Source organism: Leifsonia sp. RCC_180 (assembly GCF_058138205.1).
The window spans coordinates 2,985,945-3,011,073 of the sequence record NZ_CP200340.1 but is presented as its reverse complement, the minus strand read 5'-3'; the positions used below and the strand labels follow the sequence as shown (position 1 = coordinate 3,011,073).

30 protein-coding genes and 1 tRNA gene are annotated in these 25,129 nt (G+C 68.8%); 18 read left to right on the top strand and 13 right to left on the bottom strand.

The features are described from left to right. Window positions 1-81: 81 nt before the first annotated feature. Complete coding sequence (locus AB7E03_RS14875; protein ID WP_489942118.1) at window positions 82-1,710, bottom strand: RecQ family ATP-dependent DNA helicase; 1,629 nt, start codon at window positions 1,708-1,710, stop codon at window positions 82-84. A 23-nt stretch (window positions 1,711-1,733) separates the two neighbouring features. After that, window positions 1,734-2,249 carry a DUF2231 domain-containing protein gene (locus tag AB7E03_RS14870; protein WP_489942117.1) on the bottom strand — a complete coding sequence of 172 codons (516 nt, stop codon included), beginning with the start codon at window positions 2,247-2,249 and terminating at the stop codon, window positions 1,734-1,736. Window positions 2,250-2,407: 158 nt separating this feature from the next. On the opposite strand from AB7E03_RS14870, the gene AB7E03_RS14865 reads away from it, so the two are divergent. After that, window positions 2,408-3,382 carry an SDR family NAD(P)-dependent oxidoreductase gene (locus tag AB7E03_RS14865; RefSeq protein WP_489942116.1) on the top strand — a complete coding sequence of 325 codons (975 nt, stop codon included), beginning with the start codon at window positions 2,408-2,410 and terminating at the stop codon, window positions 3,380-3,382. Between the two features lie 28 nt (window positions 3,383-3,410). On the opposite strand, the gene AB7E03_RS14860 is transcribed toward AB7E03_RS14865, so the two are convergent. Next, complete coding sequence (locus tag AB7E03_RS14860) at window positions 3,411-4,421, bottom strand: SDR family NAD(P)-dependent oxidoreductase (RefSeq protein ID WP_489942115.1); 1,011 nt, start codon at window positions 4,419-4,421, stop codon at window positions 3,411-3,413. Window positions 4,422-4,599: 178 nt separating this feature from the next. Between AB7E03_RS14860 and AB7E03_RS14855 the strand changes: the two genes are divergently transcribed. Both AB7E03_RS14855 and AB7E03_RS14850 read left to right on the top strand, forming a co-directional pair. Then, on the top strand, window positions 4,600-4,824 hold the full coding sequence (locus AB7E03_RS14855; RefSeq protein WP_489942114.1) for a hypothetical protein: 225 nt from the start codon (window positions 4,600-4,602) through the stop codon (window positions 4,822-4,824). Window positions 4,825-4,904: 80 nt separating this feature from the next. Further along, window positions 4,905-5,270 (top strand): hypothetical protein, encoded by a 366-nt coding sequence (locus tag AB7E03_RS14850; RefSeq protein WP_489942113.1) that lies wholly within the window; start codon window positions 4,905-4,907, stop codon window positions 5,268-5,270. Between the two features lie 9 nt (window positions 5,271-5,279). Here AB7E03_RS14850 and AB7E03_RS14845 read toward each other — a convergent pair whose 3' ends face one another. Continuing rightward, window positions 5,280-6,278 carry a quinone oxidoreductase family protein gene (locus AB7E03_RS14845; RefSeq protein WP_489942112.1) on the bottom strand — a complete coding sequence of 333 codons (999 nt, stop codon included), beginning with the start codon at window positions 6,276-6,278 and terminating at the stop codon, window positions 5,280-5,282. A gap of 7 nt (window positions 6,279-6,285) precedes the next feature. After that, complete coding sequence (locus AB7E03_RS14840; RefSeq protein ID WP_489942111.1) at window positions 6,286-6,579, bottom strand: GNAT family N-acetyltransferase; 294 nt, start codon at window positions 6,577-6,579, stop codon at window positions 6,286-6,288. A 171-nt stretch (window positions 6,580-6,750) separates the two neighbouring features. Between AB7E03_RS14840 and AB7E03_RS14835 the strand changes: the two genes are divergently transcribed. From AB7E03_RS14835 to AB7E03_RS14825, 3 genes are all read left to right on the top strand, one after another. Then, the gene (locus tag AB7E03_RS14835) at window positions 6,751-7,530 is read left to right on the top strand and encodes a dienelactone hydrolase family protein (RefSeq protein WP_489942110.1); all 780 of its coding nucleotides are present in this window, start codon (window positions 6,751-6,753) and stop codon (window positions 7,528-7,530) included. Between the two features lie 6 nt (window positions 7,531-7,536). Beyond that, complete coding sequence (locus AB7E03_RS14830) at window positions 7,537-7,932, top strand: MmcQ/YjbR family DNA-binding protein (protein ID WP_489942109.1); 396 nt, start codon at window positions 7,537-7,539, stop codon at window positions 7,930-7,932. Between the two features lie 28 nt (window positions 7,933-7,960). Continuing rightward, window positions 7,961-8,033, top strand: a tRNA-Arg gene (locus tag AB7E03_RS14825). A gap of 67 nt (window positions 8,034-8,100) precedes the next feature. On the opposite strand, the gene AB7E03_RS14820 is transcribed toward AB7E03_RS14825, so the two are convergent. After that, window positions 8,101-9,174 carry a LacI family DNA-binding transcriptional regulator gene (locus tag AB7E03_RS14820; protein ID WP_489942108.1) on the bottom strand — a complete coding sequence of 358 codons (1,074 nt, stop codon included), beginning with the start codon at window positions 9,172-9,174 and terminating at the stop codon, window positions 8,101-8,103. 116 nt (window positions 9,175-9,290) lie between these two features. On the opposite strand from AB7E03_RS14820, the gene AB7E03_RS14815 reads away from it, so the two are divergent. The 4 genes from AB7E03_RS14815 to AB7E03_RS14800 all read left to right on the top strand — a co-directional run bounded on the left by AB7E03_RS14815 (window position 9,291) and on the right by AB7E03_RS14800 (window position 14,388). Then, window positions 9,291-10,214: a carbohydrate ABC transporter permease gene (locus tag AB7E03_RS14815; protein ID WP_489942107.1), complete on the top strand. Its 924-nt coding sequence runs from the start codon at window positions 9,291-9,293 to the stop codon at window positions 10,212-10,214. Then, window positions 10,214-11,161: a carbohydrate ABC transporter permease gene (locus tag AB7E03_RS14810; protein WP_489942106.1), complete on the top strand. Its 948-nt coding sequence runs from the start codon at window positions 10,214-10,216 to the stop codon at window positions 11,159-11,161. Before AB7E03_RS14815 ends, AB7E03_RS14810 begins: the two co-directional genes overlap by 1 nt. 38 nt (window positions 11,162-11,199) lie before the next feature. Continuing rightward, window positions 11,200-12,549: an ABC transporter substrate-binding protein gene (locus AB7E03_RS14805; protein ID WP_489942105.1), complete on the top strand. Its 1,350-nt coding sequence runs from the start codon at window positions 11,200-11,202 to the stop codon at window positions 12,547-12,549. Window positions 12,550-12,618: 69 nt separating this feature from the next. Next, the gene (locus tag AB7E03_RS14800; RefSeq protein WP_489942104.1) at window positions 12,619-14,388 is read left to right on the top strand and encodes a glycoside hydrolase family 35 protein; all 1,770 of its coding nucleotides are present in this window, start codon (window positions 12,619-12,621) and stop codon (window positions 14,386-14,388) included. A 4-nt stretch (window positions 14,389-14,392) separates the two neighbouring features. On the opposite strand, the gene AB7E03_RS14795 is transcribed toward AB7E03_RS14800, so the two are convergent. Beyond that, a complete protein-coding gene (locus tag AB7E03_RS14795) occupies window positions 14,393-15,151 on the bottom strand; it encodes a COG4705 family protein (RefSeq protein ID WP_489942103.1) in 759 nt (252 codons plus the stop codon). 64 nt (window positions 15,152-15,215) lie between these two features. After that, a complete protein-coding gene (locus AB7E03_RS14790) occupies window positions 15,216-15,833 on the bottom strand; it encodes a TetR/AcrR family transcriptional regulator (RefSeq protein ID WP_489942102.1) in 618 nt (205 codons plus the stop codon). Window positions 15,834-15,936: 103 nt separating this feature from the next. Here AB7E03_RS14790 and AB7E03_RS14785 point away from each other — a divergent pair, with 103 nt between their 5' ends. The 3 genes from AB7E03_RS14785 to AB7E03_RS14775 are packed head-to-tail and all read left to right on the top strand — an operon-like array spanning window position 15,937 to window position 19,250. Then, window positions 15,937-16,935: an NADP-dependent oxidoreductase gene (locus AB7E03_RS14785; protein ID WP_489942101.1), complete on the top strand. Its 999-nt coding sequence runs from the start codon at window positions 15,937-15,939 to the stop codon at window positions 16,933-16,935. Between the two features lie 56 nt (window positions 16,936-16,991). Further along, window positions 16,992-17,846 carry an alpha/beta fold hydrolase gene (locus tag AB7E03_RS14780; RefSeq protein ID WP_489942100.1) on the top strand — a complete coding sequence of 285 codons (855 nt, stop codon included), beginning with the start codon at window positions 16,992-16,994 and terminating at the stop codon, window positions 17,844-17,846. A 39-nt stretch (window positions 17,847-17,885) separates the two neighbouring features. Beyond that, window positions 17,886-19,250, top strand: a complete 1,365-nt coding sequence (locus tag AB7E03_RS14775; protein WP_489942099.1) for a GH1 family beta-glucosidase — start codon at window positions 17,886-17,888, stop codon at window positions 19,248-19,250. 32 nt (window positions 19,251-19,282) lie between these two features. On the opposite strand, the gene AB7E03_RS14770 is transcribed toward AB7E03_RS14775, so the two are convergent. Then, complete coding sequence (locus AB7E03_RS14770; protein ID WP_489942098.1) at window positions 19,283-19,537, bottom strand: DUF3072 domain-containing protein; 255 nt, start codon at window positions 19,535-19,537, stop codon at window positions 19,283-19,285. Between the two features lie 109 nt (window positions 19,538-19,646). Here AB7E03_RS14770 and AB7E03_RS14765 point away from each other — a divergent pair, with 109 nt between their 5' ends. Continuing rightward, a complete protein-coding gene (locus AB7E03_RS14765) occupies window positions 19,647-19,841 on the top strand; it encodes a hypothetical protein (RefSeq protein WP_489942097.1) in 195 nt (64 codons plus the stop codon). 45 nt (window positions 19,842-19,886) lie between these two features. Here the strand turns inward: AB7E03_RS14765 and AB7E03_RS14760 are convergent, their stop codons facing one another. Next, window positions 19,887-20,744 (bottom strand): LysR family transcriptional regulator, encoded by an 858-nt coding sequence (locus AB7E03_RS14760; protein ID WP_489942096.1) that lies wholly within the window; start codon window positions 20,742-20,744, stop codon window positions 19,887-19,889. 73 nt (window positions 20,745-20,817) lie between these two features. Between AB7E03_RS14760 and AB7E03_RS14755 the strand changes: the two genes are divergently transcribed. Genes AB7E03_RS14755 through AB7E03_RS14745 form a run of 3 tightly spaced genes read left to right on the top strand, consistent with a single transcriptional unit; the run spans window position 20,818 to window position 23,063 of the window. Continuing rightward, window positions 20,818-22,038 (top strand): MFS transporter, encoded by a 1,221-nt coding sequence (locus tag AB7E03_RS14755; RefSeq protein ID WP_489942095.1) that lies wholly within the window; start codon window positions 20,818-20,820, stop codon window positions 22,036-22,038. 24 nt (window positions 22,039-22,062) lie between these two features. After that, on the top strand, window positions 22,063-22,626 hold the full coding sequence (locus AB7E03_RS14750) for a dihydrofolate reductase family protein (protein WP_489942094.1): 564 nt from the start codon (window positions 22,063-22,065) through the stop codon (window positions 22,624-22,626). Beyond that, on the top strand, window positions 22,626-23,063 hold the full coding sequence (locus AB7E03_RS14745) for a VOC family protein (protein WP_489942093.1): 438 nt from the start codon (window positions 22,626-22,628) through the stop codon (window positions 23,061-23,063). The genes AB7E03_RS14750 and AB7E03_RS14745 overlap by 1 nt, the downstream gene beginning before the upstream one ends. 33 nt (window positions 23,064-23,096) lie before the next feature. Here AB7E03_RS14745 and AB7E03_RS14740 read toward each other — a convergent pair whose 3' ends face one another. The 3 genes from AB7E03_RS14740 to AB7E03_RS14730 are packed head-to-tail and all read right to left on the bottom strand — an operon-like array spanning window position 23,097 to window position 24,596. Then, a complete protein-coding gene (locus AB7E03_RS14740; RefSeq protein WP_489942092.1) occupies window positions 23,097-23,627 on the bottom strand; it encodes a DUF302 domain-containing protein in 531 nt (176 codons plus the stop codon). A gap of 36 nt (window positions 23,628-23,663) precedes the next feature. Further along, a complete protein-coding gene (locus AB7E03_RS14735; RefSeq protein WP_489942091.1) occupies window positions 23,664-23,939 on the bottom strand; it encodes a hypothetical protein in 276 nt (91 codons plus the stop codon). A gap of 39 nt (window positions 23,940-23,978) precedes the next feature. Continuing rightward, entirely contained in the window at window positions 23,979-24,596 is a 618-nt protein-coding gene (locus tag AB7E03_RS14730) for a TetR/AcrR family transcriptional regulator (RefSeq protein WP_489942090.1), read from the bottom strand. Between the two features lie 75 nt (window positions 24,597-24,671). Here AB7E03_RS14730 and AB7E03_RS14725 point away from each other — a divergent pair, with 75 nt between their 5' ends. Continuing rightward, on the top strand, window positions 24,672-25,124 hold the full coding sequence (locus AB7E03_RS14725) for an SRPBCC family protein (RefSeq protein WP_489942089.1): 453 nt from the start codon (window positions 24,672-24,674) through the stop codon (window positions 25,122-25,124). The last annotated feature ends 5 nt before the right edge of the window (window positions 25,125-25,129 follow it).

The following is a 25,129-nucleotide window of genomic DNA, read 5'->3' as shown; positions in this document are numbered from 1 at the left end:
TCTATTGGCAGCGGAGCACGGCATCCTGCCTGGATTCAGCTCTCGAACCTGTCCAACAGCTATTTCCGGCTGCGGCCGAATTCAGGACGGGCTCAGTACCTCGAGCAGTCCGCCGTCGGTGACGGCGGCGAGCGACAGCACCTTGTATCCGGCCTCGTCGAAGAACACCGTGAGGCGGTCGGCTTCCGTGTGCATCACGATCCCCGGACCCCACGTCTCGTGCCTCACCCGGGCCGACAGCGGGAAGGCCTCCTCGATGCCGACGTCATGCTCGTCAGCCCACCGCTGCGCGCTGCCGGAGGAGCAGGTGTCGCAGTTGCCGCACGGATCGGGGAGCTCTTCGCCGAAGTAGCCGAGGAGGAACTGCCGACGGCACATTCCCGTTTCGGCATACTCCTGCATGAGCTGGGCACGGGAGTGCTCGATGCGCTGACGGGCCTCGGCTTCTGCGACCGCACGCGATGCGGCTTCGGCAGGCTTGAGGTCGGCCGCACGCAGGTCGTCGTCGCTGCCGGACAGCACGTCCGCATCCCGCAGCAGCCCGAGAAGTCTGCCGAGGGATCGCACGCTGATCTCGACGCGTTCTGACAGCTCAGCGCGGGTGATGCCCGGGGAGGATCGGACGGCGGCGAACACCCGGGAGAGCTCCTCCGCGTCGGGCCCGCCACCGGAGAAGAACTTGGTGAGGGCGAAGTCCTCCGGGCGGTAGTGGAGCGTGACCAACGCAGGAGCACCGTCACGCCCCGCGCGTCCCGCCTCCTGGTAGTAGCTGTCGAGGGAGTCGGTGACCGAGGCATGGACGACCGAGCGCACGTCGTGCTTGTCGATGCCCATCCCGAACGCGCTGGTCGCCGTGACGACGCGCGCGCGGCCGTCCATGAACCGCTCGTAGACGTCTTCCCGCTCGGCGCGGCGCAGGCCCGCATGGTACGCCGCCGCCGGGACACCCGCCTTCTCGAGTTCCTCCGCGTACAGCTCGGCGTCCTTCCGCGTCGCGACGTACACCAGGCCAGAGCCGTCGATCCCGAGCACCTGCCCGACGACGGCGCTGCGCTTCGCGGCGTCCTCTTCGTGCCGGACCACCTCGAGGCGCAGGTTCGGCCGGTCGAACCCGGTCGCGAAGAGCCGCGGTTTCCGCAAGCCCAGCCGTTCGCCGATCTCTGCGCGGACGGGCGGAGCGCCCGTCGCGGTCATCGCGACGACCGGCGGGTGCCCGAGCTCGTCGATGACGTCGCCCAGCAGGAGATAGTCGGGCCTGAAGTCGTGGCCCCAGGAGGAGACGCAGTGCGCCTCATCCACAGCGAACAGGGTGACGTCGATACCGCGCAGACGCTCGCGGACTTCCGGGTTCGCCAGCTGCTCCGGAGCGAGAAAGGCGAAACCGGCCTCGCCGGACTCGAGTGCCTCCCAGTCCCGTTCCCGCTCGCGCTGTCCCGCCGACGAGTTGATGGCCACCGCCCGAGGGACGCCCTCCGCCTCGGTGAGGGCGCGCACCTGGTCCTCCTGCAGGGAGATCAAGGGCGAGACCACGATGGTGACACCCTCCAGGATCGTGCCGGTCACCTGGTACAGCGACGACTTGCCGTACCCCGTCGGCATGACGGCGAGGACGTCGCCGCCCGCGAGCAGCACCTCCATCGCCTCGGTCAGACGCGGGCGCAGCTCGTCCCAGCCGAACGACGTGCGGGCGACCTCCTGGATGCGCGACATGGCGCTACCGTAGCCGCTCACGCTCACCGGGTGTACGCGCGCTCTTGGTCCTGCTCGTCCGCGACCCGGACGCCGTGACGGTAGGCGAGCTCGCCGCCGAGGAAGCCGGAGACGCCGACGACGAGGATGCCGATCAGCGCCAGCACGAAGCCGGCGACACTCGGTTCGTCGGGGTCGCCCGCCCGCACGATCGCGCTGACGATGAAGAGCACGAGCGCGGTGGAGTTGAAGGCGAGATGGTAGACCGCGGTGCGGCGCACCTTCGTGCCGGAGGGAAGCTGTGAGAAGTCGAGCAGGCCGAACACGGCGGCGATGAGCCCTCCGATCACGCCGATGACGACCAGCCAGAGGGCGCCGACCGACAGCGCGTCGGGTGCGGCACCGAGCAGGGCGGCGATGTCGAACACGACGGCCGCTGTCCATGCGCCGATGGGAATGGTGACGACGGTGGCGTGGAAGGGGTGGCCGTACGGGCCGGCGATCACGGAACGCGGCCGCTTGGCCCGCCGGAACCCGGGCTCGATGTCGGGGGTGGTCATGGAGTGCTCCTTTCCTCCCCAGCATCGTCGGACGATACCGGGTGGTACGGGAGGCCTTCCCCGGCGAGCGGGGGGCGCGTATGGTCGCGGCCCGCGCGTACCCTCGAACGACTGTCAAGGCCTGAATTCAGGACCGACGCACGCCTACCGTGCCGCGCATGAGCGCATCCCCTGTCGTCGTCATCACCGGAGCCTCCAGCGGCCTCGGCCGCGGTACCGCCCTCGCCTTCGCGAAGAGGCACGCCAGACTCGTCCTGGTCGCGCGAGGCGCATCATCCCTGAAGGAGGTCGCTGCCGAATGCGCCGCGCACGGCGCTCGGGATGTGGCGACCGTCGTCGGCGACACGACCGACGAATCCACCGCCGACCGCGCTGCGGACACCGCCATCGCCCGGCACGGGCGGCTCGACGTCTGGATCAACGACGCCGCGGTCAGCAGCTACGGCGCGTTCTGGGAGCAGTCGTCCGACGACTTCCGGCGCATCCTCGACGTGAACATCACGGGCTACGCGAACGGCAGCCGCAGCGCACTCCGGGTGATGATCCCGCAGCGGTCGGGGCTGATCGTCAACGTCGCCTCCATCTTGGGCGAGGTGCCCCAGCCGTACTCGGCCGCCTACTCGATGTCGAAGGCGGCCGTCATCGCGTTCGGTCGCAGCGTCCGCTCCGAGCTGTCGTTGGCGAAGTCGCCCGTGCACGTCGTCACGGTGCTGCCGCCGACGCTCGATACGCCCTTCTTCCACCACGCCGGCAACCGGACCGGACGCGCACTCCAGGCGCTGCCCCCCGTCTACCCGCCGGCGGAGGCGGTGGACGAGATCCTCGCCGCCTGGAAGAACCCGCGGAAGCCGGAGCGCACGGTCACCGCGTCGGGAAGGACGCTGGTGCGGCAGCACCGGCGGCGGCCGACGGTCGTGGAGGCGGCGATCGCCGCGCAGACCGAACGGGGGCAGTTCACCAAAGGGTCGGCTGCGGTGACGACCGGCAACCTTTACGAGCCCTCCACCCCACCGCTCGGCGTGACCGGCGGCTGGGGCGGGCGAAGCAAGCAGACGGGTCGGCTGCTTACCGTCGCAGCACTCGCCGGCGCGGCGGCCTACGCCGTCCGCGCCGTGCGAGCGAAACGCGATTGACCCGACTGCTCGCTCCCGTCCTACAGGTTTACTGAACCGACCATCCACCGTCGCTCGGCAGCACGGCGCCATTGATGTTGACGCCGTCGTCGCTCAACAGGAACGTGATGGATGCGGCCAGCTGCTCCGCCGTCGCGATCGTCGGGATCTGCTGCTGGAACGGGGTGAGCCGCGCTGTTCCGGACTCCGACGGGTGAGCGGGCATGGGGATGCCGGTGGCCACGCCACCCGGTGCCACGGCGTTGACGCGGATGCCCTGCGGCCCGTACATGAAGGCCGTGCTCCGGGTCAGGCCGACCACACCGTGCTTGGAGACCGTGTAGGCGGTGCCCGAGGCGTTGCCGCGGAGGCCTGCCTCCGACGCCACATTCACGATGGATCCGGTCCCGGCCTGGAGCATCGCAGGCAGCACGGCGCGGGTGAGCTTGAACCCGCCGGTCAGGTTGATCCCGATGGTGCGGTCCCAGACCGCGTCGGAGGTCTCGTGCGCCGGCGAGAAGTCGTCGTTCACCCCGGCGATGTTGGCGAGGGCGTCGATGCGGTCGCCAGCGGCCGCGACGATGCTGTCGATATCGTCCTGCTTGGTGATGTCGCCCACCACGGTGGTGACGGAGCCGTCGGGGAGGGATGCGGCGAGCTCGGCCAGGCGATCGGCCGAGATGTCCACGGCGACGACGCGGCCGCCTTCGCGCGCGATCCGGGATGCGGTGGCGCGCCCGATGCCTGAGGCGGCACCGGTGACGATCACCGTGCGGCCGTCGAACCGGCCGGGCGTGACCTTCTCGACCCATCCCGTCTCCACGTCCTCCGGCATCACGCCGTCGTTGACCTGGAGCACGAGGCCGTCGACGACGGACTGGGGCATCTGGCCCTGACTGAGCGCCACCAGCTGCTGCAGTGGGAGCCCGCGCACCGGCGCCAGCATCTCCTCCCCGACGCCGGACTGGGCGAGCAGCCCTTGGATCAGAGGTGCGCCCTTCGGGTGCTCCAGCCATTCGCCGATGGTGCTGTGTGCGGTCAGCGGCTTCGGATCGGTCATCGTCGTCCTTCTCTCTGTGTGGAGTCGTCCTGTGGAGTCGTCCTGCCGATTATGGCACTTAGTGCCTTAAAGCCGCCTGTCGAATGCCCGAGTGTGCGCAAGCACCGCAAGGGGTTGTCACCGTGCCATTCGGGCGTAACCGTGGTCGGTACACGATGCCGCAGGAAAGGGGGCCGCGATGGATACGGTGCTCGCTGTGCTGGAACGCGACGACGACGCGTTCGAGATCGAGTTCGAGCGGACCAGCGAGCCGCCGTTCGAGCTGCGCCTCCCCTCCAACATCGGCGGGGCGGCCGTCATGGACGTCTTCGACCTGTGCGATTCGACCCTCTGGCCGGAGATCATCCGCTACCGGTTCTCGGAGTGCGTGCCGGTCGTGATCGGCTCGGTCGACGACTTCTGAGTTTCGCCCCGCCGCGCCGGCTGTCTGACGTTTCGCCGCTGCATTCCCCGCGAAGCACCGCGCTGGCTATGCTGTGCCGCATGAGCACCAAGAGCCGTCAGGCCCCGCACCAAGAAGAGACGCTGCACGTCGGCGGGAGCAGGGGACTGTGGGGCGCCTTCGCGGGTCTCATCACCGCCGTGCTCATCGCCTACCCGCTGTCGGCGTGCATCGCGTTCGCCACGCACCCGACGACGCAGAAGCTCTTCGGCGGCCGCCTCGAGTCCGCCTCCGCCGGCGGCTACGCGGCGTTCTGGTGGGTGCTGGCGCTCGGCTGCCTGGCGCTCCCGTTCCTGGTCGGCTTCGGCATCGCCAAGCTCTCGTCGCGCGCCGTCGTCACCATCGGCGGCATCGTCGTGCTGTTCATCATCGCCGTGCTCGTGCTCGGCCAGATGTTCGCGTTCTGACGGGTCGTCTCAGCGGAGGGCGAGGACGACCTTCCGCCCCGGCGGGGACGCTTCGGCAGCCCGGTGCGCATCCCACACGTCGGCGAGCGGGATGACATCCGGCTGGGCCGTACGGAGTGCGCCCGACGCCGCGTCGGCAAGCAAGGAGGCGAGCGCCCGGCGGTAGTCGTTGCGGCGCGTGGCGATGAGGAACGGTGTGCTGCACACGCGCTCGGACCGGCTGCGGGCCGTCCGAGCGGCGCCCGCCAGTGCGTCGACCTGCTCGTGCCCGTGCCGCCCGGGGAACGCAGTGCGCACCACGACTCCGTCGGGGGCCAGCGCCTCGTGCACGCGCTGCGACCCCGTGTGGTCGATCGCCGCATCCATCGGTCCCCCAGCTGCCGCGCGAACCTGCTGCGGCCAGTCCCGCGCCGAGTAGTCGACGACGGGGATGCCGAGCTCCGCCACTCTGTCGCGGCTCCGCGCGGAGGCCGTGCCGACGACGGTCCGGCCCGAGCGCTGAGCGAGTTGCACGGCGAGCATCCCGACCGCTCCTGCCGCCCCCTGCACAAGGATGCGCGGGGCCGCACCGGCGAGTTCCAGCGCATACGCGGCGGTCACGCCGTCGAGTGGAAGGACGGCCGCGTGTGCCGGATCCATCCCGTCGGGGACGCCGACGAGCAGCGTTGGCGCGACGGTCAGGACGGTGGTGTGGGAGCCCATCCGTGGCAGCGCCCCGGCGACAAGGGCACCCGCACGCAAGCCGAGCGCGACCGAGACCGCCGACTCGGTCATCAGCTCGCCGACGAAGTCGTAACCCGTGACGAAGCCGGGCAGCGGCTGGAACACGTAGCCGCCCGCACGTGCGAGAACGTCCGTCGCGCCCAGCGACGCATGGGTCACCCGCACGAGCACCTCGTTCCCGCGCGGCTGTCTCACCGCTTCGCGCGCGAGCACCATCGCCGTCGGGTCCCCGAACCGGGAGACCCGGGCGACGAGGCGCGAAGGGACGTCCCCCAGCCGACCCATCGGCCGCTCAGCCGGCGCGGCGCTGCAGCAGCGCGGCACGCTCGGGGTGGGCCTCGAACCAGTCGCCGACGTACCAGCACATCGGCACGATGTGCCGCGCGCCGTTCTTCTCGATGTCGTCGACGGCGTACTCGACCAGCTGCGCGGCGTACCCCTTGCCGCGATGCTGAGGCACGGTGAAGGCCCTGGTCAGCGAGATGGAGTCGCCCAGGATGCGGTAGTCGAGCACGCCGACGAGCTCGCCGTCGATGTGCATCGTGTAACGGCTGGCATCCTTCTGATCGCTGAACTCGGTGGCCATGCGCCCATGGTACGTCCGTCGTCCCCGCGCGTAACCCGCGGTAGGGTGAAGACGTGGGATCCCGACCCGCACCCGAGGGCTCCCGCGCGCATTCCGCGACCACGTCACAGCAGACCCGGCCGCCGGCGGCACCCGCCGACCGTGCGACGTGACGACCCTGGAGCACCCACCGTGACGTTCGACACCCCGTCGCCCGCACTCGCCCCCGCCTTTCAGGCCCTGCTCGAGCAGGTGCCGATCGGTGAGCACTCGGTCATCGAGGGCGAGGTGATCTCATACGAGCACGAAGGCCTGCCGATGGAGGGATACCTCGCGCGCGACGTGCAGGCGGACGAGCGCCGGCCGGGCGTGCTGGTGCTGCACGACTGGGGCGGCGTCGGCGACAACGTCCGGATGCGGGCGCAGATGCTGGCACGGAGGGGCTACGTCGCCTTCGCCGCGGATCTCTACGGCGCCGGCATTCGGCCGACCGGTGACGCGGCGCCCGCGGAGGCGGGGAAGTACTACCGCGACCTCGGCCTGCTGCGCGCCCGGGTCGCGGCGGGGTTCAGCTGGCTGCAGCAGCATCCCGCCGTCGACCCGGCACGCCTCGCCGTGATCGGCTACTGCTTCGGCGGGACCGCCGCCCTCGAGTTCGCCCGCACGGGTGCGCCGGCGCGCGCGGTCGCGTCCTTCCACGGCGGCTTGATCGCGCACGACCCGTCGGACGCGTCGCAGATCGCGGCATCGCTGCTGATCCAGACCGGCGGCGACGACCCGGTCGTGCCAGACGAGGCGGTGGTCGCGTTCGAGCAGGAATTGCGCGGCGCGCCCCACGTGGACTGGCAGGTCACGACGTATGCCGGCGCACCCCATGCGTTCACGATTCCCGGCACCGACCGCTACCGGCCCGTGGCGGATGCGCGGAGCTGGCGTGCGCTGGTCTGCTTCCTGGATGAGATGTTCCGCTGAGGAGGGATGAGGACGATGGAGCATCCACTGCTGTTCGAGGAGGGCGACACGCTCGTCGCCCGGGTGCGCTCCCTCTGCCTGGCGCTTCCCGAGGCCGTCGAGACGCTCAACCACGGCCGTCCGTCGTGGAAGGCGGGCGAGAAGGGACGCGCGTTCGCCGTGCTCGGGGCCTCGATGGACCGCCCGGACACGCTCGTCTTCAAGCCCGATCCGGCCGAGGCACCGGCGTGGCGAGAGGACGCCCGCGTCTTCGTCCCGAAGTATTGGGGACCGAGCGGATGGCTGGCGATCGACCTCGACCGGACGGTCCCTGACTGGACGGAAACGGCCGAACTGATCGAGACTTCGTACCGCCAGGTCGCGCTCCGCCGCCAATTGGCGGTCCTGGATGCGGTCATGTAAGCTCGTATCCGGTCCGCGTGCGGATCATGCGCCACTAGCTCAACGGATAGAGCATCTGACTACGGATCAGAAGGTTGGGGGTTCGAATCCCTCGTGGCGCACACTGGTTGAGACAGTAGGAAAGCCCCGCCCGGCGTGACGCCGAGCGGGGCTTTTCGTTTCGGCTCTTCACTCCGAGCGCGGGCCGTCCGCGGCGGTCGGCGGCGGCGCCGTGCTCGCCCGGACCACCAGGCGGGTGTCCATCACCGAGGAGCGGACGGGTTCCGGGCGGCCCTCGATCTCGGCGATCAGGAGCTCCAGGGCGCGGCGGCCGATCGCCTCGAACTGCTGGTGGATGGTCGTCAGCGGCGGCCAGAAGGAGTCGGACTCGGCCATGTCGTCGAACCCGACCACGCTGACGTCCTCCGGCACGCGGCGGCCCGCCTCGTGCAGCGCGCGGAGCACGCCGAGCGCCATCTGGTCGTTGCCCGCGAAGACCGCCGTGATCTCGGGCCGTGAGGCTATCTCCTGGCCGTGCCGGTATCCGGCGGCCGTGGACCAGTCGCCGGGGAAGACCTCGGGCACAGACGCTCCGGCCTCCTCGAGCGTGCGCCGCCAGGACGCCTCGCGGCGCGCGGCGGAGTACGAGTCCTCCGGACCCGAGATGTGCCACACGGTGCGGTGGCCGAGTTCGAGGAGGTGCTGCGTCGCCTGGCGCGCTCCTTCCGCCTGGTCGGTGTCGACCTGCGGGTAGTCGGAGCGCTCCGTCGAGTCGACGACGACGACCGACAGCCCCGAGGGGAGCTCGACGTCGGCACGGTCGACGATGTGGGCCTCGATGACGACGATGATCCCGTCGACCGCCTGTTCCAGCAGGCGGCCGAGCGCGACGCTCACATCCTGCTGGGTCGGGCGTTCGACCGGGACGACCGTGATCGAGTAGCCGGCCGTCGCGGCGGAGACGGCGATGGCATCCAGCGTGCGCATGTTGCCGTACGAGGAGAGGGTGAACATGACGACGCCGATGTTGCGGAACTGCCCGGAGCGGAGCGCACGGGCCGCGCGGTTGGGCCGGTAGCCGAGCGCCTGCATCGATGCAAGGACCCGCTGCTTGGTGGACTCCTCCACATTGGTGAGCCCGTTCGCGACGCGGGACACGGTCTGCGTGGAGACGCCGGCGTGGAGCGCCACGTCGCCCAGCGACGGGCCACGCTTGCGCGTCGCCGATCGAGCGGGCGGCGTATCGGCGAGCGACTCGGTCATGGTCTTCACATTCTCCGGGGGAACACGGCCTTGCGCCATGTTGACGTCAACATGTTAGAGTAGCCGACACGATGTTGACGTAAACATCGACGCTCGATCTCCAACACGAGGAAGACATGACAACGACGTCTCTTACGCAGGCGACCACGTCCGCCGCAGCACGCGGCACCCGTCGCACCCGCCGCGACTGGCGCGGCTGGGCCTTCGTGGCACCCTTCATGGTCGTCTTCGCGGCGATGATCATCGCACCAGTGGTCTACGCCATCTACCTCAGCCTGTTCCGTCAGCAGCTGATCGGAGGCAACGCCTTCGTCGGCCTCGGTAACTATGTGGCCGTGCTCCAGGACGACAAGTTCTGGGCATCCCTCGGGCGCGTCTCCCTCTTCCTGGTCGTCCAGGTGCCCGTCATGCTGGCCCTGTCGCTGACCGCCGCCCTCGCCCTCGACAGCGCTCGCCTCCACGGCACTGGGTTCTTCCGGATCGCGCTCTTCCTCCCCTACGCCGTGCCAGGAGTCGTCGCCGCCCTGATCTGGGGATTCATCTACGGCGATCAGTTCGGCCTCACCGCGAGCCTCAACCAGCTCCTCGGAACGGGGCTCGCGCCGCTCAGCGGCCAATGGGTGCTCGCCTCCATCGGCAACATCGTCACCTGGGAGTTCATGGGCTACAACATGCTCATCTTCTACGCGGCGCTGCGCGTCATCCCCGGCGAGCTCTACGAGGCCGCCGAGATCGACGGGGCCGGCGCGTTCCGGACGGTGTTCAGCATCAAGCTCCCCGCCATCCGCGGCGCGCTGGTGATCGCCACGATCTTCTCGATCATTGGCAGCTTCCAGCTCTTCAACGAGCCGAACCTGCTCAAGCAGCTGGCGCCGAATGCCATCAGCAGCTACTTCACCCCGAACATGTACGCCTACAACCTGTCGTTCGCGGGCCAGCAGTTCAACTACGCCGCGACCGTCGCGATCGTGATGGGCGTCCTCACTGCGGTCATCGCCTACGTGGTGCAACTGCGGGGCACCAGGAAGGAGGTCCGCTGATGGCCGCGGTCACCGACACCAGAAGCACAGCGACCCGCAAGTCGACCCGCAAACCGCCTTCGAGGGCCGCCGCGCGCCTCCGCGCGGGAGCCTCCTCCGACCGTCGGGTGCGCAAGTCGCCCGTCCTGACGGCCGTGATGGTGCTGTTCGTCATCTACTCGTTCGTCCCCCTGATCTGGCTCCTGGTGAACGCGACGAAGAGCCAGCCGGACCTCTACTCGTCCTTCGGGCTCTGGTTCGGCAAGGACTTCAACCTCTTCCAGAACATCGCGGACCTGTTCACCTACCGCGGCGGCATCTTCGTGCAGTGGCTGGGCAACACCCTCCTCTACGTCGTGGTCGGTGCGGGCGGGGCGACACTGCTCGCGACCGTGGCGGGCTACGGACTCGCTAAGTACAACTTCCCGGGCAAGCGGGCCGTGTTCGCGGTCGTGCTCGGTGCGATCGCCGTCCCGGGGACGGCGCTGGCGGTGCCGACGTTCCTGATGTTCAGCCAGGCAGGGCTCACGAACACGCCGTGGGCGATCATCCTGCCGTCGCTGATCAGCCCGTTCGGCCTGTACCTGATCTGGACCTACACGACCGAAGCCGTCCCGACCGAGCTGCTGGAGGCGGCGCGGATGGATGGGGCCGGCGAGTTCCGCACGTTCTTCACGATCTCGCTGCGACTCCTCGCACCCGGGATCGTGACGGTCGCCCTGTTCGCGATCGTCGCCACCTGGAACAACTACTTCCTGCCGCTCATCATGCTCAGCGATCCGACCTGGTACCCCCTCACGGTCGGACTGAGCCAGTGGAGCGCGCAGGCGACAGGGGTCGGCGCCCAGCCGATCTTCAACCTCGTGATCACCGGATCGCTCGTCACGATCGTCCCGATCGTGGCCGCGTTCCTGGTGCTCCAGCGCTACTGGCAGTCGGGCCTGGCCGCCGGAAGCGTCAAGCAGTAACCCGCAATCGCACTCCACAAAGAAGTGAAAGGAAGCTCATGAAGAGCACACTCGTGTCCCGGCGGATCGGCCGGATCGTCACGGCCGCGGTGGTCGGCGTCGTCGCCGCAGCCACGCTCGCCGCCTGCTCCGGCGGCGGCACCTCGTCGGGCGGCGGAAGCGCCAGCGACATCGACGCAGCCCTCAAGCAGGGCGGGACGATCACCTACTGGTCGTGGACGCCGTCGGCGGAGGCGCAGGTCGCCGCGTTCGAGAAGCAGTACCCGAAGGTGAAGGTGAAGCTGGTCAACGCCGGCACCAACACCACCGAGTACACCAAGCTGCAAAACGCGATCAAAGCCGGATCCGGCGCACCGGATGTTGCCCAGGTCGAGTACTACGCCATCCCGCAGTTCGCGCTCTCCGACTCGCTCGTCGACCTGACGCAGTACGGCTTCGACAAGCTGAAGGGCGACTACACGCCCGGCCCCTGGGGTTCGGTGAACGTCGGCGGCAAGCTCGTCGGCCTCCCGCAGGACTCCGGCCCCATGGCGATGTTCTACAACAAGACGCTCTTCGACAAGTACGGCATCGCCGTCCCGAAGACGTGGGACGAGTACGTCGCGGCCGCGCAGAAGCTGCACGCCGCCGACCCGAACGCCTACATCACCAGCGACTCGGGCGACTCCGGCTTCACCACCTCGATGATCTGGCAGGCCGGCGGCCGGCCGTTCTCGGTCGACGGCACCAAGGCGACCATCAACCTCCAGGACGAGGGCACCAAGAAGTGGACCGCCACCTGGGACAAGCTGGTCGAAGGCAAGCTGCTCTCCACCGTCCCCGGCTGGAGCGATGACTGGTTCAAGGCGCTGGGCAACGGCTCCATCGCGACCCTGGTGACCGGCGCGTGGATGCCGGGCGTGCTGGAGTCGTCGGTGAAGGACGGCGCCGGACAGTGGCGCGTGGCGCCCATCCCGACGTACGACGGCACCCCGACCAACGCCGAGAACGGCGGAGGCGGTCAGGTCGTGCTCAAGCAGAGCAAGAACCAGGCGCTCGCGGCCGGCTTCCTGAAGTGGCTGAACAACGACGAGGACAGCATCAAGGTCTTCCTGCAGTCCGGCGGCTTCCCGTCGACCACGAAGGACCTGAACTCGTCCGACTTCCTTGCAACGGCCCCCGACTACTTCGGCGGCCAGAAGATCAACGAGGTGCTGGTGGATGGTGCCAAGAACGTCTCCACCGGGTGGCAGTACCTGCCGTTCCAGGTCTACGCGAACAGCATCTACGGCGACACCGTCGGGCAGTCGTACACCTCGAACACCAGCCTGAACCCGGGCCTGCAGGCCTGGCAGAAGGCGCTGGTCGACTACGGCAACCAGCAGGGCTTCACCGTCACCGGCAAGTAGCACGGCCGTGGCCGGCCGCGTATCACGCGGCCGGCCACGCTGTCCCTTCACCCTTTTTTACGGAGAACCATGACCACGTTCGAGATCGCGGGAGACGACTTCGTCCTCGACGGCGAGCCCCACCGAATCCTCTCGGGAGCACTCCACTACTTCCGGGTGCACCCGGACGACTGGGCGGACCGCATCCACAAGGCGCGCCTGATGGGACTCAACACGATCGAGACGTACGTGCCGTGGAACGCTCACGAACCGCAGCCCGGTCAGTGGCGCGCGGACGGGTGGCTGGACCTCGACCGGTTCCTGCGGGCGGTAGCGGACGAGGGGATGCACGCCATCGTCCGCCCCGGCCCCTACATCTGCGCCGAGTGGGACAACGGCGGTCTTCCTGCCTGGCTGTTCACCGACCCGGAGGTCGGCATCCGGCGCTCGGAGCCGCACTTCGTCGCGGCGGTGACGCAGTATCTGCAAAACGTGCTCGACATCGTCCGGCCGCTGCAGGTCACCCAGGGCGGACCGGTGATCCTGGTGCAGGTCGAGAACGAGTACGGCGCGTACGGCGACGACAAGGCGTACCTGCAGCACCTGGTCGACGTGATCCGGGATGCGGGGATCGACGTCCCCCTCACCACCGTCGACCAGCCGCAAGACGACATGCTCGAGAACGGGTCGCTCCCGGGCCTGCTGAAGACCGCATCCTTCGGGTCCCGCTCGCGCGAGCGCCTGGCGACGCTCCGCCGCCACCAGGCGACCGGGCCGCTGATGTGCTCGGAGTTCTGGGACGGCTGGTTCGACAGCTGGGGCGGCCACCACCACACGACGTCGGTGGAGGAGTCGGCGGCCGACCTGGATGCCCTGCTGGCGCTCGGCGCCTCGGTCAACCTCTACATGTTCCACGGCGGCACCAACTTCGGCTTCACGAATGGGGCCAACGACAAGGGCGTCTACCAGCCGATCGTGACCAGCTACGACTACGACGCACCTTTGGATGAGGCGGGCGAACCCACCGAGAAGTTCTGGGCGTTCCGCGACGTGATCGCGAAGTATGCACCCGTGCCGTCGCTGGAGCCGGTGGCCGTGGCCGCCGCCCCCGCCTTCACGGTGCCGTTCGACGCTGCGGTCCCGCTGTGGGCGGTCGCCGACCGGCTGGGCGAGTGGTCGCACACCGACTCCCTCCCGAGCTTCGACCAGCTGGGCCACTACAGCGGCCTGGGCCTCTACCGCACGGAGATCGACACGACCGAACCGGCGGTGCTCGAATTCGGCGAGGTACGCGACCGCGCCTACGTCTCGGTCGGCATGAGCCGCCTCGGCGTACTCGCCCGCGACCACCACGACTCCGCGATCGCGCTCTCGCCCAGCCGCGGCACGCTCACCGTCCTGGTCGAGGACCAGGGCCGCGTCGACTACGGGCCCCGCATCGGCGAGCCGAAGGGCCTGATCGGCCCGGTGCAGCTGAACGGCGAGGAGTTGCGCCGGTGGAGCGTCCTGCCGTTGGAGCTCTCCTCGATCGAGCCGGTGCGGGATGCGCTGGCCGCGGCCGCCTCGACCGGCCCGGCCCCGGAGCGGCTGGCGGGACCGGTGTTCGCGCGCGCTGTCTTCGACCTCGACGAGCCGGGGGTGCTGTTCCTCGACACGACGAGCTGGGGCAAGGGCGTCGCCTGGATCAACGGCTTCAACCTCGGCCGGTACTGGACCCGTGGGCCGCAGGAGACCCTGTTCGTGCCGCGCGGAGTGCTGAAGGCCGGACGCAACGAGCTCATCGTGCTCGAACTCGAATCCGCCGCCGAGGCGATCGCCGCGTTCGTGCCGGAGCCGCGGCTCGGCCACACGGAGGTCTAGGCGCTCAGGATGCCGGCTCGGCCGCCTGCGCGAGCACGGCGGCCGAGCGATCACGCCTGCTGAGGACGGCGACGCACACGACGATCGCCGCCAGCAGCACCAGGCTGACCGGACCCGTGCCCAGGGCGAGGCCGCCGCGCTCATGCGACACCGCGAGGCCGTCGGCGACCGACGCGCCGAACGGCCGGGTGAGGACGTACGAGGTCCAGAAGGCAGCCGTGGCGCCGAAACCCCACCACCGGTACGCGACGCCAGGGAGGGCGAAGAGGATGCCGAAGACCAGCGCCGACGCGAAGTAGCCGAGCCCGAAGGTCACGGCGGTCAGGTCGCCCAGCGCCGTGCCCAGCGCGAACGTCCCCAGCACGGCGCACCAGTAGAACACCTGCCTGGGCCGCGTGTCGATGCGGTGCACCGACAGGGTGCGCTGCGTCGCGTACCAGAGCACGAAGACCGCGGCGAGCGCCACCGCGAAGACGGCGGTGGACACCAGGTACGGGACGCCGAGCTCGACATGCAGCACGTCGGCCACCATCGTCCCGAACACCGCCACCATCAGCACCGCGAACCAGTACACCCACGGCACGTACCGGCGCACGGCAAACTGGAGCGCGAGCGCGACCACGAGCAGCAGGAAGGCTCCGCCGACCGCCACGAAGGGGTCGATCGTCTTCACCAGGAAATCGGAGGCCGTCTCACCCATCGCCGTCGTCAGCAGCTTCGTCACCCAGAAGAGGGCGGTGACCGCCGGCACCGTGTTGCGCATCCCCTCAGCATCCCGGACGACCGGGCCGCCACCCTGTGCGGTGGGGTCGAATACATGAGAGCCCTCAGAGGAACAGCCGCTGGTGCAGGATCACCCGGATCTGCTCACGGATGTCGGCGCACACCTCCGCGTCGGTGGAGTGGAGATGCACTGGAGTCGCCAGGCTGATGAACATCGCTGCCGAGATCGTTCGGGCGAGGAGGGCGGCATCCTCGGCTGGGATTCGTCCGTCGCGACGCAGGATCTCGACGTAGGCATCATCCACCCGCTGGATGAGCTCGAGCCCCACACGGTGGTACGGCTCTTCGGGGTCGCCGAACACGAGCTCGCGCAGGTAGATCCGGCCATTGTCGATCTGGCGACGATTGCACTCGACGATGGGCTGCACGATGGCCATGACCGCGTCGATGGGCGACGCCTCCGTCGCGGCCGCGGTCACGCCCGCCTCGATCGCTTCCGCGTAGTGGGTGTTCTGGACGAGCAGCAGAAGTTCGGCCTTGCTCTTGGCATAGAGGAACAGGGTGCCGGTGCCGATGTCGGCCGCGTCCGCGATCTGCTGGGTCGTGACTTCGTCGACGCCGTGGCGGTCGAACAGCTCGGCGGCCGCAGCGGTGATGCGGTCCAGTTTCTGCTGCTTGTTGCGCTCGCGGCGACCGAGCGGGGAGGGCTGCGTTGCGGTCATCAGGACCCCAGGGTACCGCATCCATGGGTCCAATCATTTGCGACTGTACTCAAAACTGAGTACAGTCATATCTTGCAATCGAGAAGTGAGGCGCGAAGGACGTATGAAGGCATTCAGGATCGACCGGTACAAGGGCGAGATCAGAGAGGCGGAGGCCCCCGAGCCCGTCGTGGGAGAGCGGGATGTGCTCGTGAACGTGCACGCGGCCGGGGTGAATCACCTCGACATCATGCTGGCGCGCGGCCAGTTCTCGGCGACACTCCCCTATGAACTGCCGCTCACCCTCGGCCACGACGTCGCCGGTGTGGTCGAGCGCGTGGGGCCGGGAGTCACCCGCTTCGCGGTCGGCGACGAGGTGTTCGCCCGGCCTGCCGACCTCCGCATCGGCGCGTTCGCCGAGCGCATCGCAATCGCGGAGCAGGACGTCGCGCTCAAGCCGACGACGCTCACCATGACCGAGGCAGCATCCCTGCCGCTCGTCGCCTTGACCGCCTGGCAGGCGTTGGTGGAGCGCGCCGACGTGAAAGCGGGGCAGCGCGTGCTGATCCACGGCGGAGCGGGTGGCTTCGGTTCGATCGCGATTCAGCTTGCGAAACATCTCGGAGCGTTCGTTGCCACCACCGCGAGCGGCTCGAACGTCGAGTGGCTGAAGCAACTCGGCGCCGATGAGGTGATCGACTACCGCTCCGAGGACTTCGAATCCCGGCTGCACGGCTACGACCTGGTCATCGACACCGTCGGCGGCGCGAACCTCGAGAAGTCATTGCGCGTGCTGCGACCGGGAGGCCGGGCGCTCAGCCTCGTGGGTCCGCCCGACCCGGGCTTCGCGCGCCAGCTCGGACTGAACGCCGGCCTCCGACTGGCCATGCGCGGGCTCAGTGCGCAGATCCGCCGGCAGGCACGGCGACTCGACGTCGACTACTCCTTCCTCTTCATGCGTGCCGACGGCGCGCAGCTCGCCCACATTGCGGCGCTCGTGGACACGGGTGCGCTGCATCCGGTGATCGGCCGGATCCTCCCGTTCGCCGAAACCCCCGCCGCCGTTTCCGCCGTCGAGGCCGGCGGCCTCCGCGGAAAAGTCGTCGTCAGCCTCGTCGGCTGACGACGGCTCCACCCGAACCGCAACCGCAACCGCAACCCAGCCTGAAAGGCGAACCCATGAACACCGAAGAACCCGTCAACACCTCCTACGCGAAAGCGCCGAACCAGACCCTCACGACCGGGGGAACCTCCTTCGCCTACCGGGAACTCGGGCCGAGGGGCGGCGTGCCCGTCGTCTTCCTCGTGCACCTGGCGGGGACCCTCGACAACTGGGACCCGCGCATCATCGAGCCCATCGCCCGCAACCGCCACGTCATCGCCTTCGACAACGTCGGCGTCGGCGGCTCGTCGGGGGCCGTGCCACGGACCATCGAAGAGGCCGCCGACGACGCCTACCGCTTCGTCACCGCTCTCGGCTTCACCACCATCGATGTCTTCTCGTTCTCCATGGGTGGGATGATCGCCCAGGATCTGGTCGTGAAGCACCCGGGACTGGTGCGGAAGCTCGTGCTCACGGGCACCGGCCCCCGCGGCGGCAAGGACATGGACAAGGTGGTCGGCGTCACCTACTACGACACCCTCCGTGCGGCGCTGACCCGCTCCGATCCGAAAGAGTTCCTGTTCTTCAACCGCGACGCCGTGGGCAAGCGCGCCGGCAAGGAGTTCATCGCCCGGCTTCGGGAGCGCACCGTCGACCGCGACGCGCCCATGCACCTGAAGGGGTTCCAGAGGCAACTGCGCGCGATCCAGCGCTTCGGCCGGTCGGCTCCGTCCGACCTGTCGGTATTCACGATGCCGACACTGATCGCGAACGGCGACAACGACCGCATGGTGCCCTCAGTGCTCTCGCACGACCTGCACCGCCGCATCCCCGGCTCGGAGCTGATCATTTATCCGAACTCCGGACACGGCGGCATCTTCCAGTACCACGCGGACTTCGCGCCCGTCGCCGCCGAATTCCTCGGCCGCTGACCGGATACTCTCCAAGGTGAACCCCAAGGAGCAGTGACAATGCGCAGAAGCGATCTTCCCGACGGCTTCGTCGTCGGAACGGCCACCGCCTCGTACCAGATCGAGGGCGCCACGCGGGAGGACGGTCGCGGCGACAGCATCTGGGACACCTTCGCCCGACGTCCAGGCGCCATCGCCGACGGCAGCACCGGCGATATCGCCGACGACCACTACCACCGCTGGGCCGAGGACGTTGCCATCATGGGCGACCTGGGCATGGACGCGTACCGGTTCTCGATCGCCTGGCCGCGCATCCAGGCCGACGGCCGGGGTGTGCCGAACAAGGCGGGCGTCGACTTCTACCGTCGCCTGGCCGAGTCACTGCTGGAGCGCGGGCTCACCCCGTGGGCGACCCTGTACCACTGGGACCTCCCGCAGGCGCTCGAGGATCGCGGCGGCTGGCTCGACCGCGACACCGCGTTCCGCTTCGCCGACTACGCCCACGAGGTCGCCGATCGGCTCGGCGATGTGATCACCGACTGGATCACCCTCAACGAGCCGTGGTGCTCGGCCTTCCTCGGCTACGCCAGCGGCGACCACGCCCCCGGCCGCACGCTCGGCACGCGCTCCGCGCACGCGGCGCACCACCTCCTCCTCGGTCATGGCCTCGCCCTCGAAGCGCTGCGAGACGCGCGACCGGAGGCGCGGATCGGCACGACCCTCAACCTGTACTCGGTGCAGCCGGCCGGCGACTCGGACGGAGATGCGGAGGCCGCCCGCCGCATCGACGGCCTGAGCAACCGCTTCTTCCTCGACCCGGTGGTGCGCGGCGCATACCCCGAGGACGTCCTCGAGGACCTCGGCGAGACCCGATGGTTCGCCGAGCACGCCACCGAAGAGGACCTGCGCCGCATCTCGGCGCCGATCGACTTCCTCGGGATCAACTACTACAGCCGCCACACGGTCGCCTCCGGCTCGGCTCCGGCGGAGGGCGCCCCGGCCAGCTCCTACCCGGGCAGCGAGCATGTGCGTTTCGTCGCGACCGGCTCCCCGGTGACCCAGATGGGCTGGGAGATCCACCCCGACGGGATGCTCGACGTGCTGCGCCAGGCGCACGAACTGGCACCCGACCTCCCGCTGTACATCACCGAGAACGGTGCCGCCTACCCCGACCACGTGGATGCGGACGGCGCGGTCGACGATCCCGCGCGCGTGGACTACCTCCAGGCGCACTTCGAGGCCGCGCGCGACGCGGTCGACGCCGGGTTGCCTCTGCGGGGCTACTTCATCTGGTCGCTGATGGACAACTGGGAGTGGGCGTGGGGGTACTCGCGCCGGTTCGGGATCGTCCACGTCGACTACGCGACGCAGAAGCGCACTCCGAAGCGCAGCGCACGGTGGGTCGCCGACTTCCTCCGGTCCTGACCGCCGGTCGGGCGGTCGGGCGGCGCGGCCGGTCAGCTCTGGCCGCGTCCGGTCTTCTGCTGCAGGCGGTCGATCTCGCTCGACGCCTGCGCCTTGGTGAGGTCGGCGGGGAGCTCCTCGCCGGCCTCCCGGGCGAGGGTGTCGAGGTAGCTGCGCTGCGAGGCGGTCATCGGCTCGTCGCCGGTGACCCACTCGGACGGGTCCTTGCTCGCCGGGTTCGCGTCGTCTCCTCCGCGGGCGCCCAGCACGTCGCCGGGGCCGTTCGTGGTGTCGCTGGTGTCGGTCATGCCCGGCACAGTACGCCGGGGCGCCGACGCTGTCATTGCCGCAGGAGCCGGGCATGCCGTAGCGTGCGGCGCAGATCGGCTCGCCGACGAGCCGGGGAAGCAGGTTTCGATGTTGATCACGGGCTCCTCCCAGACCGATTTCGCCTCCGCCCTCCAGGACGCGATGGGGCAGCAGCCCACGCAAGGCGATGTCCCGCGCCGCTACGAGGTCGTGCGGGCGTGGGTCGACACCGGCGGGATCGTCGGCACCTGGTTCCGGTGCGAGGTCGCCGTGACCGGACCGGACGTCCCCGGCGACGACTGAAACCGACCCGGCGAGCGCCCACGACGTCGGCCGGGCACGGCGCGTTCAGGGCGCAGTGACCTCGGCGACGGCGCGGATGAAGTCACGGGCGATTCCGTGCCCAGCCGAGCGTCGGGTGACAGCCCACACTCGGCGCCGCTGGTTCGGGAGCGGGCTGGCGGAGAGCTTCTGCATGTCGAGTGAGCGGAGCGCGGTTCCGGGCATGGTGATGACGCCGAGCCCGGCGGCGACGAAGGAGGCCTGGACATTGATGTCCTCCGTGCGCAGCGAGATTCTCGGTTGGAAGCCCTCTGCCAGACAGACGGCTTCGATGCCCGCCTGGCAGCGCTCACAGCCGGCGATCCAGCTTGAGTCGCGGTGGTTGGCCACGGTGTCGTTCGGTGTCGTGCTCAGCAGGTAGACGGGGTCCTCGTACAGCTTGACCGCCAGGAATTCGTCGCCGACCGGCGCATCGTCGGGGCGGTGCATCAGCGCCACATCCACCTCGTTCTGGCGCACCAGTTCGAGCGCGTCGATGGGATGGCTCTCCCGGAGCTCCAAGGCGATGTCCTGATACGTGGGCTGCAACTGCTGCAGCGCCGGCGGGACGATCTCGAGGAGCGCGGACTGGAACGCGGCGATACGGAGTCTGCTGCGCAGTTGTCGACTGAGGGCAGTGACCTCGGACTCTGCCTCGTCGAGGCGTCGGAGGATCTCACGGGCTCGCGCTGCCAGAAGGTCCCCTTCAGGGGTGAGGACGATGCCGCGGCCGCGGCGGGCCGTGAGTGCTGCGCCGACGTGTTCTTGGAGTCGCGCCAAGTGATGACTCACCGAGGCCTGCGCGTAGTGCAGTTCGTCGGCGGCAGCGGTGATGGAGCCGGTGCGGGCGACAGCGTCGATGACGCGGAGCTGGTTCACTTCCATTCATCGACCCTAGCGATAGGTTCGGCGAAATCGTTGCCTTGATCGATGCGAGCGCCTCCGCGAGCATCGAGTCATGACCGAATCGGCTGCAGCAGTACCGGGGTACAGCCTGCTGTTCCGGAACAAGGAGTTCCGAGCGCTGTGGTTCGGAAGTGCGCTTGGCACGGTGTCGACCTCGATGGCCGGCCTCGCCCTGGGTCTTCTCGTGCACGCCCAGACCGGCTCGGCCCTTCTGACCGCGTTGGTCGTCTTCGGACCATCCCTCGCGCAGCTGTTCGGCGCAAGCTCGTTCATGTCGGCGGCGGACACGGTGCAACCGCGGATTCTTCTTGGGGCGACGTCGACGGCTATGGCGGCGGCTTTCACGGCACAGGCAGCGTTCGACCTCCCACCTGTCGGCCGGCTGGCCATCGTGGTCTGCGCATCGTTCGCACTCTCGCTTGCGGCCGGCGCCCGGTGGGGGCTCCTCTCCGATGTCGTATCGGCGGACCGATACGCACTTGCCCGTTCGGCGATGAACGTTTCGGTGGGCGTTATGCAAGTGGTCGGGTTCGCGCTCGGCGGCCTGCTAGCCGCCTGGCTGACGCCGACGTTAATCTTCTGGCTCGCGGTCGCCACCTCGCTAGCGGCTGCGCTGGTCAGCTGGTTCGGAATCGGGGCGCACCCATCGCGCCGTTCCGGGCGCCCGGGCTTCCGGGTGACCTGGACGGCCAACAGGCTCCTCCTGGGGCAACCCTCCACGAGGTGGCTTCTGCTCGCTCTCTGCGTACCGAATGGCCTGGTGGCGGGATGCGAGGCGTTGTTCATCTCGTACTCGCCGTCGTCGGCGGCGGTGTTCTTCGTGGCCGGCGCTGCAGGGATGCTGACAGGCGACATCCTCATGGGCAGGGTGCTCACCGGGAAGGCCCGGCGGATCGCCACCGAGTGGTTGCGTCTGCTGCTGCCCGTTCCGTTCCTCGTCTTCCTCTGCAACCCACCGGTCGCGGTCGCTGCGGTGATGGTCGCGATCGGATCCGTCGGCTATGCCGCGTCGCTGGGACAGCAGGAACTCCTCGTCGCATTGACGCCGCGTGAGCTCACCGGCCAACTTCTGGGAGCCGAGTCGTCCGCGCGGGTCGCGTTTCAGGGTCTGGCGGCCGCGATGGCCGGCGCTCTTGCCGAGTTCGTCCCGACCGCGCTGGCGATCGGAGTCCTCAGCCTCAGCTCGATCGCGATCTCAGTCCTGCTGATTCCCGGCCTTCGCAGAGCGGCCGGATCTGTGACCGGTGTCCGCCCCGCATACGCATCGCAGTGACACATCAACGAAAGGAACAAGACCATGCGAAAACTGATTGCTCAACAGTGGGTGACACTCGACAACATCGTCGCCGAGGACGACGGAGGCCTCGGCTTCGTCTCCGGCGAACCGTTCGACGACAGCAGGAGCACTCCCTTTCGGGACAGCTCCATGGAGCTGATCAACTCGGTGGACACCATGATCCTGGGTGCCACCACGTATCGGCAGTCGACCGGATGGGCCACCGCCACCGACCAAGGCGAGTACGGCCGCAAGCTCAATGAGCTGACCAAGATCGTCGCCTCCAGCACCCTCGCAGAGGCGCCCTGGGGTGACTTCCCGGCCGGAACGGTGACGCCGGATCCTGAGGCGACGATCCGCGAGCTGAAGCTGCAGGACGGCAAGAACCTGTGGCTATGGGGCAGTCTGTCTCTCATGCAATCGCTCTTCGACGCCGGCCTCATCGACGAGGTGCGGCTTCTGGTCTGCCCGACGACACGCGGCGCCGGTCGCCGCTTCTTCCACGACCGACAGGACCTTTCCCTGATCGAAGCGACCGGCTTCGACAACAATGTCGTTCTTCTCCGTTACGAGGTGAAGCACTGATGGCCATCAAACTCGACAACGTCGGCATCGCCGTCCGCGACATCGAAGAGGCGATCTCCTTCTTCACCGACCTCGGCCTCACCGTCCTCGGCCGCGACACCGTCAGCGGTGAGTGGGCGGACACTGCCGTCGGCCTCGACGGCAACCACGCAAAGATCGCGGTGCTGCAAACGCCAGACGGCAATGGTCGGCTCGAGTTCTTCGAGTACATCCATCCGGATGCCATCGAGACCGCGCCGACCCTTCCCAACGATGTCGGGATGCACCGCGTGGCGTTCAGTGTCGACGACATCGACGAGTCCCTCTCCATCGCAGCCAAGCATGGCTACTACCCGCTTCGGGGCGTGGCCACCTACCAGGGCTTCTACAAGCTCACCTACCTCCGGGGGCCAAGCGGCATCCTGGTGATGTTCGCCCAGCAACTGAGGCCGATGTGAGCGGCTGAGCCGCTCGCGCCGCTGGGGCGGCCGTCAGCGACGCAGCACGCTCGGGCGCGGGAGGTCGAGCTCCTCGAGCAGGTCGCCCAGCATCCGGTCGAGTTCGAACCCGGCCTGCGTGATCTTGTTGTTGCCGAAGCTGCCGAGCCGGCTGCTCGGCTGATCGACGCTGAGCACGGTGCCGCCGGCCTTCGTCGCGTGCAGCTCGACCCGGAGGGGTGTGTAGAGCAGCGCACCGGGGTCGTGGCGGAACATCCTCGCCGCGGTCGAGTAGTCGCCGATCAGGTAGACCGCGCTCGGGATGTCCGCACCGCCCACTCGCATCACCGGTGTCGGGTGATCCGTCCAGAACCGGACGAACCGATGGATGCCTGGGCCCGCGGTCTCCAGCGACAGCCGTCGCCAGTCCGCGCCGGAAGACAGCAGCTCGCGCAGGCGAGCCACATCCAGCGGCGGCACCTCGGCCTCGAAGGCGCGACGCAGTGTGCCGAACGCGACCGCGGCCTCCAGCTCGATGCGGTTCACCGAAACGGGGACGATTCGCTCAGTCGCGGGGAGGGCCATTCGACCATTCTCGCCCTGCGCCGCCCGGCGACGTGATCAGCCCAGCCCGGTCACACCCCGCTTCGGGGGCACCTGCGGCAGGTCGTCCGACGACCCGTCGGCTCCCAGCTGCGCGACGTGCTCGCGTTCGCGTTCCAGCGTGTCGGTCTCGGCAGTTCCGTACCGCGAGGGATCGGGACGGTCCTCATCCTCTTCGACAGTCAGCAGACCGTCCGGGTCCTTGGGGTCGCGGACTCCCGTCAGACGCACATCCATCGTCGACTTGTCCTCATCGTGACCGCGCCGTTCCGCGTCTGCGCTCGTGGCATCCATGCACCCACCATCGGCGTGCGCCCGGCCCACGGCAAGGGGTCAGGCCGGACCGGTCCGGGGATTCAGCAGGGAGTCCATCGCCGCAAGCGCGCTCGCGCGAGCCGCGGCGACGATGTCCGAGCCGGCGAATCCTCCGCCGTTGGAGGCCTCCAGGGCTGCATTGATGCTGAGTATCGCCATCCGCAGTCGCAGAGCCGTCTCTGCGTTTCGTTCGGGCAGGAGTTCGGCAAGAGCATCCGAGAGTTCCGTCAGCGCACTGCCGATGCGCCGGGGGCCACCGCCCTCCAGAGTCCGCGCCAGCAACGGGTTGGCGGCGAGGAAGCGCAGCCCGCGCAGCTTGTCCTCCGAGAAGGAGTCGATCCAACGCAGCACGGCCGCGCGTACCAGCTCGGGTGTCGGCGGTTGCTGCCGCACCCACTCCACGAGGTCCTCCGCCTCGTCGCCGCGCTGGTCGAACAGCGACCGTACGATCTCGGCCTTGCCGGAGAAGTGGTAGTACAGCGAGGCTTTCTTGATCCCCAGCTCTTCGGCGATCTCCCGCATGGAGGTGGCCTCGTATCCACGAGAAGTGAACAAGTCGAGAGCGACGCGGCCGATCTGGGCACGGGTCTCCTCTCCGGTTCGTCGCTGACCGGCGACGGATGGTGCGGACGTCATAGCCGCAGCTTATCGCGGTTGCCTACCTACCGGTAGGTAGGCTATGTTGGCCGGGTCAGCAGCCAAGGAGTCACCATGAGCGAATACTCGACCACCCGCGTGTACCCATACGCCATCGAGGAGGTGTGGACCGTCCTGACGGACCCCGAGTACGTGGCCCAATGGACGACCACCGGCCGCGGCGGACGCCCGGAAGGATTCGCCCCCATCCCCGGCACGGAGTTCACCCTCGTCGGCAAACCCACGATCGGATGGGCCGGCATCGTCTACTGCGAAGTGATCTCGGTCGACGCGCCCCGGTCGCTCAGCTACACCTGGAGAGGCGACAAGGATTCCGACGACCTCACGCGGGTGACGTACCGGCTGGAGGAGGTCCCCGGCGGCACGCGCTTCACGTGGCAGCACACCGGCTTCACCGGTGTCGGCGGGTTCGCCATGTCCCGGCTGCTGTCGAACGTCAGGGCGAAGATGCTCTCCGAGGGCGTTCCGCCGGTGCTCGCCGCCTACCGCGAACGCCGTACAGCCTGAGGAAT

Bases quoted from the DNA above. Each gene is read 5' to 3' on its own strand.
- AB7E03_RS14875 (WP_489942118.1), bottom strand. From the start codon at position 1,710: ATGTCGCGCATCCAGGAGGTCGCCCGCACGTCGTTCGGCTGGGACGAG.
- AB7E03_RS14870 (WP_489942117.1), bottom strand. From the start codon at position 2,249: ATGACCACCCCCGACATCGAGCCCGGGTTCCGGCGGGCCAAGCGGCCG.
- AB7E03_RS14865 (WP_489942116.1), top strand. From the start codon at position 2,408: ATGAGCGCATCCCCTGTCGTCGTCATCACCGGAGCCTCCAGCGGCCTC.
- AB7E03_RS14860 (WP_489942115.1), bottom strand. From the start codon at position 4,421: ATGACCGATCCGAAGCCGCTGACCGCACACAGCACCATCGGCGAATGG.
- AB7E03_RS14855 (WP_489942114.1), top strand. From the start codon at position 4,600: ATGGATACGGTGCTCGCTGTGCTGGAACGCGACGACGACGCGTTCGAG.
- AB7E03_RS14850 (WP_489942113.1), top strand. From the start codon at position 4,905: ATGAGCACCAAGAGCCGTCAGGCCCCGCACCAAGAAGAGACGCTGCAC.
- AB7E03_RS14845 (WP_489942112.1), bottom strand. From the start codon at position 6,278: ATGGGTCGGCTGGGGGACGTCCCTTCGCGCCTCGTCGCCCGGGTCTCC.
- AB7E03_RS14840 (WP_489942111.1), bottom strand. From the start codon at position 6,579: ATGGCCACCGAGTTCAGCGATCAGAAGGATGCCAGCCGTTACACGATG.
- AB7E03_RS14830 (WP_489942109.1), top strand. From the start codon at position 7,537: ATGAGGACGATGGAGCATCCACTGCTGTTCGAGGAGGGCGACACGCTC.
- AB7E03_RS14820 (WP_489942108.1), bottom strand. From the start codon at position 9,174: ATGACCGAGTCGCTCGCCGATACGCCGCCCGCTCGATCGGCGACGCGC.
- AB7E03_RS14815 (WP_489942107.1), top strand. From the start codon at position 9,291: ATGACAACGACGTCTCTTACGCAGGCGACCACGTCCGCCGCAGCACGC.
- AB7E03_RS14810 (WP_489942106.1), top strand. From the start codon at position 10,214: ATGGCCGCGGTCACCGACACCAGAAGCACAGCGACCCGCAAGTCGACC.
- AB7E03_RS14805 (WP_489942105.1), top strand. From the start codon at position 11,200: ATGAAGAGCACACTCGTGTCCCGGCGGATCGGCCGGATCGTCACGGCC.
- AB7E03_RS14800 (WP_489942104.1), top strand. From the start codon at position 12,619: ATGACCACGTTCGAGATCGCGGGAGACGACTTCGTCCTCGACGGCGAG.
- AB7E03_RS14795 (WP_489942103.1), bottom strand. From the start codon at position 15,151: ATGCGCAACACGGTGCCGGCGGTCACCGCCCTCTTCTGGGTGACGAAG.
- AB7E03_RS14790 (WP_489942102.1), bottom strand. From the start codon at position 15,833: ATGACCGCAACGCAGCCCTCCCCGCTCGGTCGCCGCGAGCGCAACAAG.
- AB7E03_RS14785 (WP_489942101.1), top strand. From the start codon at position 15,937: ATGAAGGCATTCAGGATCGACCGGTACAAGGGCGAGATCAGAGAGGCG.
- AB7E03_RS14780 (WP_489942100.1), top strand. From the start codon at position 16,992: ATGAACACCGAAGAACCCGTCAACACCTCCTACGCGAAAGCGCCGAAC.
- AB7E03_RS14775 (WP_489942099.1), top strand. From the start codon at position 17,886: ATGCGCAGAAGCGATCTTCCCGACGGCTTCGTCGTCGGAACGGCCACC.
- AB7E03_RS14770 (WP_489942098.1), bottom strand. From the start codon at position 19,537: ATGACCGACACCAGCGACACCACGAACGGCCCCGGCGACGTGCTGGGC.
- AB7E03_RS14765 (WP_489942097.1), top strand. From the start codon at position 19,647: ATGTTGATCACGGGCTCCTCCCAGACCGATTTCGCCTCCGCCCTCCAG.
- AB7E03_RS14760 (WP_489942096.1), bottom strand. From the start codon at position 20,744: ATGGAAGTGAACCAGCTCCGCGTCATCGACGCTGTCGCCCGCACCGGC.
- AB7E03_RS14755 (WP_489942095.1), top strand. From the start codon at position 20,818: ATGACCGAATCGGCTGCAGCAGTACCGGGGTACAGCCTGCTGTTCCGG.
- AB7E03_RS14750 (WP_489942094.1), top strand. From the start codon at position 22,063: ATGCGAAAACTGATTGCTCAACAGTGGGTGACACTCGACAACATCGTC.
- AB7E03_RS14745 (WP_489942093.1), top strand. From the start codon at position 22,626: ATGGCCATCAAACTCGACAACGTCGGCATCGCCGTCCGCGACATCGAA.
- AB7E03_RS14740 (WP_489942092.1), bottom strand. From the start codon at position 23,627: ATGGCCCTCCCCGCGACTGAGCGAATCGTCCCCGTTTCGGTGAACCGC.
- AB7E03_RS14735 (WP_489942091.1), bottom strand. From the start codon at position 23,939: ATGGATGCCACGAGCGCAGACGCGGAACGGCGCGGTCACGATGAGGAC.
- AB7E03_RS14730 (WP_489942090.1), bottom strand. From the start codon at position 24,596: ATGACGTCCGCACCATCCGTCGCCGGTCAGCGACGAACCGGAGAGGAG.
- AB7E03_RS14725 (WP_489942089.1), top strand. From the start codon at position 24,672: ATGAGCGAATACTCGACCACCCGCGTGTACCCATACGCCATCGAGGAG.